The sequence below is a fragment of the Streptomyces sp. NPDC020362 genome, assembly GCF_040642095.1.
GTDB lineage: Bacteria > Actinomycetota > Actinomycetes > Streptomycetales > Streptomycetaceae > Streptomyces.
The window spans coordinates 1-8213 of sequence record NZ_JBFAET010000292.1; the positions used below are offsets into that span (position 1 = coordinate 1).

Annotated in this window: 9 protein-coding genes and 2 pseudogenes; 6 read left to right on the forward strand and 5 right to left on the reverse strand. The window is 73.7% G+C overall.

The window, feature by feature from the left end; translation table 11 throughout:
- A partial coding sequence (locus tag AB0H32_RS44775; RefSeq protein ID WP_361134335.1) for a lysozyme occupies positions 1-669 on the forward strand: 669 nt, incomplete at its 5' end.
- Positions 670-759: 90 nt separating this feature from the next.
- Here AB0H32_RS44775 and AB0H32_RS44780 read toward each other — a convergent pair.
- The 4 genes and pseudogenes from AB0H32_RS44780 to AB0H32_RS44795 form a co-directional block, all read right to left on the reverse strand.
- Positions 760-850, reverse strand: a pseudogene (locus AB0H32_RS44780).
- Between the two features lie 194 nt (positions 851-1044).
- Entirely contained in the window at positions 1045-1983 is a 939-nt protein-coding gene (locus tag AB0H32_RS44785; protein ID WP_361134338.1) for an alpha/beta hydrolase, read from the reverse strand.
- 274 nt (positions 1984-2257) lie between these two features.
- Positions 2258-2944 carry a hypothetical protein gene (locus AB0H32_RS44790; RefSeq protein WP_361134341.1) on the reverse strand — a complete coding sequence of 229 codons (687 nt, stop codon included), beginning with the start codon at positions 2942-2944 and terminating at the stop codon, positions 2258-2260.
- A 45-nt stretch (positions 2945-2989) separates the two neighbouring features.
- The gene (locus tag AB0H32_RS44795) at positions 2990-4183 is read right to left on the reverse strand and encodes an SMI1/KNR4 family protein (RefSeq protein ID WP_361134359.1); all 1194 of its coding nucleotides are present in this window, start codon (positions 4181-4183) and stop codon (positions 2990-2992) included.
- A gap of 35 nt (positions 4184-4218) precedes the next feature.
- On the opposite strand from AB0H32_RS44795, the gene AB0H32_RS44800 reads away from it, so the two are divergent.
- The 5 genes from AB0H32_RS44800 (at position 4219) to AB0H32_RS44820 (ending at position 7886) form a co-directional block, all read left to right on the forward strand.
- Positions 4219-4572 carry a hypothetical protein gene (locus AB0H32_RS44800; protein WP_361134344.1) on the forward strand — a complete coding sequence of 118 codons (354 nt, stop codon included), beginning with the start codon at positions 4219-4221 and terminating at the stop codon, positions 4570-4572.
- Entirely contained in the window at positions 4554-5084 is a 531-nt protein-coding gene (locus AB0H32_RS44805) for a PadR family transcriptional regulator (RefSeq protein WP_361134347.1), read from the forward strand. The genes AB0H32_RS44800 and AB0H32_RS44805 overlap by 19 nt, the downstream gene beginning before the upstream one ends.
- Positions 5085-5228: 144 nt before the next feature.
- Entirely contained in the window at positions 5229-6404 is a 1176-nt protein-coding gene (locus AB0H32_RS44810; RefSeq protein WP_361134350.1) for a DUF2306 domain-containing protein, read from the forward strand.
- A 60-nt stretch (positions 6405-6464) separates the two neighbouring features.
- Positions 6465-7373: a hypothetical protein gene (locus tag AB0H32_RS44815; protein WP_361134353.1), complete on the forward strand. Its 909-nt coding sequence runs from the start codon at positions 6465-6467 to the stop codon at positions 7371-7373.
- A 9-nt stretch (positions 7374-7382) separates the two neighbouring features.
- Entirely contained in the window at positions 7383-7886 is a 504-nt protein-coding gene (locus AB0H32_RS44820; protein WP_361134356.1) for a molybdenum cofactor biosysynthesis protein, read from the forward strand.
- A 95-nt stretch (positions 7887-7981) separates the two neighbouring features.
- Here the strand turns inward: AB0H32_RS44820 and AB0H32_RS44825 are convergent.
- Positions 7982-8213, reverse strand: a pseudogene (locus AB0H32_RS44825) (FAD-dependent oxidoreductase); the annotation flags it as partial.

Consider the following 8213-nt stretch of genomic DNA (forward strand, 5'->3'; position numbering starts at 1 on the left):
GCGGACAACACCGCAGTCCCCGCAGAGTCGGTCCCCCGCGTCACCCAGACCGAAGGCGTGGACGTCTCCAGCCACCAGCTCAACGTCACCTGGTCCACCCTGTGGAGCAGCGGCGTCAAATGGGCGTACACGAAGGCGACGGAGGGGACCTCCTACAAGAACCCCTACTTCACCCAGCAGTACAACGGCTCCTACGACATCGGGATGATCCGCGGCGCGTACCACTTCGCGACCCCGGACGGGGCGGGCGGCGCCGCCCAGGCGGACTACTTCGTCGACCACGGCGGCGGCTGGTCCAAGGACGGCAAGACGCTGCCCGGCGTGCTCGACATCGAGTGGAACCCGTACGGCGACTCCTGCTACGGCAAGAGCAAGTCCGCCATGGTCAGCTGGATCCGTGACTTCCTGAACCGCTACAAGACCCGCACCGGCCGCGACGCCGTCGTCTACACCGCCACCAGCTGGTGGACCGAGTGCACCGGCGACTACGCGGGCTTCGGCGCGACCAACCCCCTCTGGATCGCGCGGTACGCCTCGGCGGTGGGGACACTGCCGTCGGGCTGGTCGACGCACACCATGTGGCAGTACACCTCCTCCGGTCCGACCGTCGGGGACCACGACAGGTTCAACGGCGCCGCCGACCGGCTGAAGGCCCTCGCCACCGGCTGACGCGCCGTCGGGAACACCCGGTGCGCACGGGGCTGCCGGCACCACCGCCGACGGCCCCGTGCACCGGAGCGCCCGAGCGGAGGGGCCGAGCGGAGAGGGCAGGATGTGAACCTGCGTGGGCCGTGAGGCCCGACCGTGAGACGTGCTCAGGTCCCCGATAAGCCACTCCGGGCACCTCTCCTCGTTCCCGGCCCGGTCTCCCGTGCCGTTCACGGGAACCACAGTGGCAGGGGCCGCTGACGGCAGCTGACACACCGGCGACGCGGTCGGGCCCTGCCGGTCTCCCCGGTGCGACGACGGTGACGTCGTCGCGGAGGAGGGGCGGGCGGGCTCAGCGCACGCCGCGGATGGGCCGGATGGGCGGGTGGCGCCTGATCAGGCGTTCAGATGGCGCCGCAGGAAGTCGACGCTCTCCGCGACGACCGCGGGTACCTCCGCCGACCCCAGGAAGATGTGATCGGCCCCGTCGACGGCGCGCAGCGTCACGGCTCCGCCGGCCCGGGTGAGTGCCTGCTCCAGGGACTCGCTCTGGACGAACGGCACGACCCGGTCCTCGCGGCCGTGAACGAGCAGGAACGGGGGCGGAGTCGCGGCTCCCGCGTACGTCACCGGACTCGCGGCGCGGGCCCGCTCCCGCAGCCCCGTCTCCGCGCCGCCGAGCAGCGCGGTGATGGGGTTCGGGTACGGCGGCTCGCCCGGAAGGGACGGCAGGGGGGACTGTCCGAGCAGCGGCTCGATCTCCGAGACGCCGTACCAGTCGACCACCGCCCGCACGCTGCTGTCCTCGTCCTGTACGCCTTCCCGTCCTTCGAGGGCGGGGCCATGGGCGTCCGCGCGGACGAGCCCGGCGAGCGCGGCCAGATGGCCGCCGGCCGACTCGCCCCAGGCTCCGATCCGCCCCGGGTCGATGCCGAAGTCACCCGCGTGCCGGCGTACGTACCGGATGGCCGCCTTGACGTCGTGGAGCTGGGCGGGGAAGGGCGCTTCGAGGCTGTGCCGGTAGTCGACGCTCACCAGTGCCAGGCCCGCGCCGAGGACGGCGCCGTGCAGCAGCTCGACGGGCACGGTCGGCGGCGGGTAGCGGCGGTCGCCCTCCAGCCAGCCGCCGCCGTGGATCCAGACGACCGCCGGTACGGCTTCCTGCGCGGCCGGCACGTGGACGTCGAGCAGGCAGGGGCGATAGCCCGGCGTCCGGGAGTAGCTCAGCCCGTGGAAGCGCCGTACTCCGTCGGTGCCCACGAGGGGTGCGGCGGGGGCCAGGAAAGGGGGTGGGGGCCAGCCCGTGTCGATCGGGGCGGGCGCGGTCGAGGTCATGTGCGGGGCCTTCCGTCATCAGCCTGAGCGGCTGCCAGGGTCTCGTGCCGGCGAATGTTACACGTGTAACTCACCCCTGACGAGAGGGCGCGCGGGCTGCGCGGCCCGGTCGAGACGGCTGTCGGGTTCACGGGGTGCCCACGGGCGCCGCAGCCTCGCGGCTCCGCCGTCAGTCCGCACTCCCGGCCGTCACCCCCGGAAGCGCCCTTGGCCGTCGTCCCCCGGGAGCGCCCTTGGCGGAGCGTCCCCCGGGGGAGTCGTCGTTCCCGGTGCGTCACCGTCCGCCGGTGCGGCGGAACCAACCGCGCTTGGGCGGGGCGGGGGTGGGGGCGGGCGGCGCAGCGGGTTGCTGCTGCGGCTCTGCGGGGCCCGCGAACGGGGGCAGTTGGCGGAAGCGCTCGTCGAGGGTGACCGTCGGTGTGATGCGGTTCAGTGCCGCCCGCACCAGGGTGAGCGGGTGGTCGGGGAACTCCACGTCCCACTGCTCGTCGTCGGCCACGTGGCACGGCAGCCCGCCGAACTGGCCGCCGTCCGCGTACGGGTGGGGCCGGAAGTAGGCTTCGAAACCCACCCGGTCCGCCACCAGGGCCTCACGCAGACCGGTCATCGGGCCTTCCGCTGCCTGCACCTTCAGGACCGTGCTGCACTCTGCCCTGGGGACGGTCCACGAACCGAGGAACGCCTGCCCGTGCGCCGCGCCGGGCAGGGGCACCTTGATCAGCTGACGGACCGCCGGGACACCGTGCACCTCGCCGGGAACCGCCTCGATGAGCCCGCCCCCGTGCCGGCCCACGCCGGCCGCGAGCCCGGTCCTCAAACGCTCGAGCTCGTGCAGTGGGGCAGGCAGATCGGGGACGAGGGGAAAGAAGTGGACCGACAGCACGAGCCCTGCCGCATCCGTCCACACGCCGGGTTCACGCTCGCTGAAGCCGGTCAGGTCCAGGCCGGTTATCGGAGTCATGGTGATCATCATGCCGAGTGCCGGCGATCCCCGGGCGGCCGGGGCTCAGTTGCCCTCCTCCTCGCCGAAGGCCTCGAAGTCCGCGAACTCGACCGGGTCGTCGTCCTGGTCCAGGACACACAGCCCGGCGGTGCTCAGCCGGCCGCGCTGCCAGGCCAGCAGCGTGTCGACCAGCCCCTGCTCCAGCGGCGGCCCCTGGTCAGCGTGCCGGGGCCAGAACACGAGCGGCCAGTCGTCGGGCCGGTCGCCCTCGGTGAGCCAGCCCAGGTAGTCGCCGTCGATGGAGTCGGCGAAGGGCAGGAAGCCGCCGGGTGCCGGAAAGGTGGCGAGGGGATACCACTGCGGGTGGCCGGACCTCAGCGACTCGTAGGCCTCCAGCGTCTCGTCCACGAAGGCGGTCAGGCGCGGTGCCGTCGTCCGCAGCGGCTCCGGGAAGCGCAGCCAGCCGCTCCAGCAGCCACTTCCGTACGTCTCCATCAGCTGTACGTACTCCGTGGGCAGCGCTGTTCCGATCTGGTCGAACAGCCACTGCCAGGTGCCGTCGCCGAGGCGCGGTGCGGCAGGGGGCACGGTCAGCAGGCGCAGCGCGTCCAGTCCCGTGCCGGTCTCCAGCGCGACCCGGCGCTCCGCCTCGGTCAGCCGGGGGACGGTGGGGGCGGGCGGGGTCCACGGTCCGGCGGTGTCGAGGAAGGCGGTGCGCGCCACGGTGCCGGGCAGCGGACCCATCAACGGGCCCGGCGGGGAAGGGAGTTCCCAGGTGTCCCGGACGGTGTGGCGCAGATAGCCGGTGAGCGTGAGGTCGTAGCGGTGCCAGGGGAGCAGGCCGCTGCCGGGTACGGGCCCCTCGTGGACGACGACCACCGTCCATGCGTCGGGGTCGTCGGACACCGACGTGTCCCAGAACAGCGTGTCACTGCCCCGGCTGCAGCCCCAGGCCAGCAGCCCGCCCGGCTCCGGGTGCAGCAGCGGCCGCTCGCCCTCCGGCAGGCCGCGCGCCTCGATCCGGGCCTCGCGGTGCGTGGCCCCAAGCCACTGGCCGTAGTCGAACCTCCCCGGCTGCACGCACGGGACATGGATCCAGAGGAACTCCCCGAAGTCCACCGGCCCGTACTGGTCGGCCAGCCGTTTGTAGTCGGCGGGCAGCCGCGTCCCCAGCCACTCCTCCACGGATGCCCAGTCGACGGGGACGGGGGCGGGCGGGCGTGCGGCATCCGGCTCGGCGAACTCGGCCAGGTCCATGGTCACGTGCGTCCTCCGGGGTGATCATCGGATGGGTGGAATTCTGCCACCGGCGTGCACCGCCGCCGATCCCCTCCAGCGATCGCCCTGCCGGCTTCGCCCGTGTCACCCCGCCCGCTTCGTCCGCGATGGCCCTGTCCGCTCCTCCCGCGATGTCCCTGCCGGCTTCTCCCCGGCGGGACTCGGGCCCGCACTTCTTCGTGAACTTCCCCGCGGTCGAGGTGAACTGCCCCGACGCCATGACGCCGATCCAGTACGGCCTGAAGGTCACCGACCTCGCTGTCGCCATCGCCGACGACAACGTCTTCGGACACTCCGCCTGGACCACCCCGGGCCCTTTCCGCGCGTGGCGCAGGGTACGGTCGGCCTCATGGCGGAACCCCGGCTGACCACCTCCTCATACCTCGTGCTCGGCGTCATCGACAAGCTCGGCGAGGCGAGCGCGTACGACGTGAAGGTGGAGGCCGGCCGTACCGTCACACCGTTCTGGTCGGTGCCGCACGCGCAGGTCTACGCACAGTGCGAGCGGCTGCTCGCGGCCGGGCTGCTGGCCGAGGTGCGCCGGGAGAGCGGACGCAACCGCCGGGTTCTGGAGCTGACCGACCGGGGCCGGCGAGCCCTTCGGCAGTGGCTCGCCGACCCCGAGTTCGTCCCGGTCGAGGCCCGGGAGCGCGGAATCCTGAAGCTGTGGTTCGGGGCGCGTCCGGAACTGCTCGCCCCCACGCAACTCGGTGCCCACGAACGCACCTTGGCCGAGTACGAGGAACTGGCGGACAGCGTCGGCGAGTTGCTGACTCCCGGCCAGCGGGAGGCGCTGGAGTTCGGCATCCGCTACGAGCGGATGATGGCCGAGTTCTGGGGCTGGGTCCGGCACCGGGGCGAACGCGCCCAGGACCGCTGACCCCGCCCGCCCCACGTACGTGTCCCGCGACCGTTGACCTCTGCGACGAGCCGCTCTACCGTCGGTAACCCCGCAATAGTCCAGAAGAGACTATTGCGGACCGGACCGGGACCGCCCGGGAGCAGCAAAGAGCAGGGAGTCGCCGTGCGTCCTTGGACGAGCAGCACCTGGCGCCGTGTCGCCACGGTGACCGTGACGGCCGTGTGCGTCGGGTACGCGCCCATCGCGATGACCGAGCTGTGGCCCTACGCCCGCCCGGGTGCCCCGGCGTTCGGGGAGTGGCTCCTCGGGCACACGGTCTCGCCCCGCTACGTCGCCGACGCCCTCGCGACCCGGATCGCCCCGTACCGGCACAGCCTGGTCCCGATGATCGTGCACTCCGTCCTGGGCGGACTGCTCATGTTGCTCGGCCCCGCGCAGCTGCTGACCGCCACCCGTCGGCGCGTACGCCTGCACCGCGCGCTCGGCGTCCTGTTCGCGGTCACCGTCTACGCCTCGATGGCGGGTGCCGGTCTCTACCTCGCCCGCACCGCGCCCCGGGACGCCTTCAGCGGCGCGGCCTTCTGGATCGTCCTCGCCACGATCCTCGTCGGCACGGTCCTGAGCGTCACCTTCGGCATCCTCGCGGCCGTCGGCGGCCTCCCCGATCTGCACCAGCGCTGGATGCTCCTGTGCTACGGCTTCCTGCTCACCGCGCCCCTGCTGCGCCTGGAGTGGGGCGCCCTGCCGGCGGTGCTGCCCGGCCTGCCGATGACGGAGATCAACCGAGTGGCCATCATGCACCTCGGCTCCCTCGTGGTGTTCGGTGCGCTGCTCGCCTCCCGCGCCAAGGACCGCCGGGACACCGTCGACGGCCTCGGCGGGTCCTGGGCGCCGCTGCCCGTGTCCGCCGCCGCGCACCTGGCGGGGGCCGCCGCCCTCGCCTGGATCGTCCACGCGCTGTCCGCGTACGGCGCCGGCGGGCGCCGTCTGCTGGCCGCTTACCTGGTGCCCTACGTCCTGGCGTACACGGTGATGGCCCTCGGTGCGCGGCGGGCGGCCCGAGGCGAGCGGCCCTGGGCCCGCGAGGAGTGGCGGATCCAGCTGACCGGGCTGTGCCTGGCGCCCGTGGTCTCGGCCGGGGCGGTCGCCCTCTTCCGGCACACCCAGGCCCTCGGCCGGTTCACCGCGCTGACGGCCGGTGTCTCCATCGGCTGCGGACTCACGGCCTTCGGCGCCACCCTGGTCGTGAGCCTGCGCCTGATCCACGCCCGTGAAGTCCGCCGACGCTCCGCCCCCGGCCCCCTGCCCGCCGCGCGGCGGGCGACCCCGGTGCCCTAGCCGTACGCCGATTGCCGTCCGCGGCCCGCCCGTTCGACCCCTCGGAAACGGAACCCTCCCATGGCAGAGTCCTCCGACCCACCCCGCACCGCCGCGCCGGAACGCGAACCCGCACCGGGCAGGCCGCTGTCGGCCGGTGTCTCCGTGCTGGCCACCGCGGTCGCGGTGATCAACCTTCTCGTCGGCGGCATGCTCACCGCCGTCGCGCTGACCGGGCACGTCCTCGGCGCCTGGCCCTCGCCGGACCCGCTGAGCCCCGGTCTGATCGGAGCCGGCATGCTGGGCACGGCCCCGGCCCTGTTCAGCCTCGCCCGCGCCCGCACCTGGGAGCAGGCCCGCACCCTCGTCCTCCCGCTCGCCGTGGTCCTGGCCGGCCTGTTCGCGGTCACCCTGCTCAACGCCGGCCGGCTCTACATCGCCCACGGCGGCCCGATCGTCTCGGTCTTCTTCAGCCTGGGCTGGCTGTTCGTGCTGGGGCTGCTGTGTGTGGGAGTGGCGATCTGCCTCGCCGGGCAGCTCGTGCGCCGGTCCGGGCCCGCCCCCGCGCGCACCGCTCCGCTGCCCGGCTGGTCCAAGCCGCCGCTCGCCGTGCTCGGCTCGTCCTGGCTGGGCATCGGCACCGGACTGCTGCTCCGCCCCGGCTTCTGGGCGGACTTCGTGCCCTGGCACACCAACCGGGCGGACGCCCAGGCGCTCGGTGTCTGGGCCCTCGCCCTCGGGGTGGGTGTGCTGGGCTCCCTCGCCGAGGACGACCTCGACCGCACCAGGGCCGCCCTGCTGTCCCTGCCCGGCACGGCTCTCGCCATGTCGGCCGTCCTGGCCGCGCGCGCCTCCCATGTCGACTGGTCCTCCGGACCGGGGCTGGGCCTGGCCGCCATGGTGGCCGGGCTGCTGCTGGCAGGGGCGAGCGGCCGCCTCCTGCTCAGGTCCGGTGCCGTGGCCGGTGATGCGGTCCACGGCGCTGGCTAGGCTCGGTCCGTGCCCTCTGTGGAAATCCTTCAGCTGCTCGTCTCGCCGGTGCACCGCCTCGCGGGCCGTCCCGGCGCCGGCGTGCCCGAGCTGCCGCGCACCGACCTGGTGACGACGGCCGAGCTCCGGGCAGGACTCGGCATCGTCGGGGACCGGTACTTCAACCACCCCGCGCACCGCAACGCGTCGGTCACCCTCATGGCCGCGGAGCGGCTGCCCCGGCCGGGCCCCGAGGAGACGGACCTGCTGTGCACGCGGCGCAACGTCCTGCTGCGGGGCGTGGACATCGACGCGTACATCGGGTCGACGGTTTTCCTCGACTGCGGCACCGGGCCCGTGGACCTGGAGATCCGGAGTGCGGCCAGGCCGTGCGCGTGGATGGACGTCACGGTGGGGCCCGGAGCACAGCGGGCGCTGCGCGGCGGCGGGGGAGTCCGCTGCCGTCCGCTGACCGACGGGATCCTCACGGTGGGCCCCGCCGTGTTCGGGGTGCGGGAAGGGCCGCGGACGTAGGGAGACCCCGGAGCCTGTACTCGGCCGCTGGTGTGGGCGGCGCGCCGTCGCCGTCGGGTGCTGTCGCCGTCGGCCGCCGTTGCCGTCCGTGCTCCTCAACCGAGCTTCGGCGCCGTCCAGTCGGCGTGCCGCAGGACGGCCCGCACCGTCGCCCGGGACGGGGCGAGGCGCAGGGCCGCGTTGCGCACGGCGACGGCCACGGGATGGGACAGCTGCTGGCCCATCCGGCCCGCCTGCCGGGCCGCCCCCGCGACCGACAGGGCGCGCGGGCGGCGCACGGCGTCGTACCGGGCCACCGCCGCTTCGACCGTGGGGGCGGCGGCGCCC

What these genes read in the sequence shown, in the direction of transcription:
- AB0H32_RS44790 (WP_361134341.1), bottom strand. Translation starts at nt 2,944, where the DNA reads ATGACTCCGATAACCGGCCTGGACCTGACCGGCTTCAGCGAGCGTGAA.
- AB0H32_RS44805 (WP_361134347.1), top strand. Translation starts at nt 4,554, where the DNA reads ATGGCGGAACCCCGGCTGACCACCTCCTCATACCTCGTGCTCGGCGTC.
- AB0H32_RS44785 (WP_361134338.1), bottom strand. Translation starts at nt 1,983, where the DNA reads ATGACCTCGACCGCGCCCGCCCCGATCGACACGGGCTGGCCCCCACCC.
- AB0H32_RS44795 (WP_361134359.1), bottom strand. Translation starts at nt 4,183, where the DNA reads ATGGACCTGGCCGAGTTCGCCGAGCCGGATGCCGCACGCCCGCCCGCC.
- AB0H32_RS44815 (WP_361134353.1), top strand. Translation starts at nt 6,465, where the DNA reads ATGGCAGAGTCCTCCGACCCACCCCGCACCGCCGCGCCGGAACGCGAA.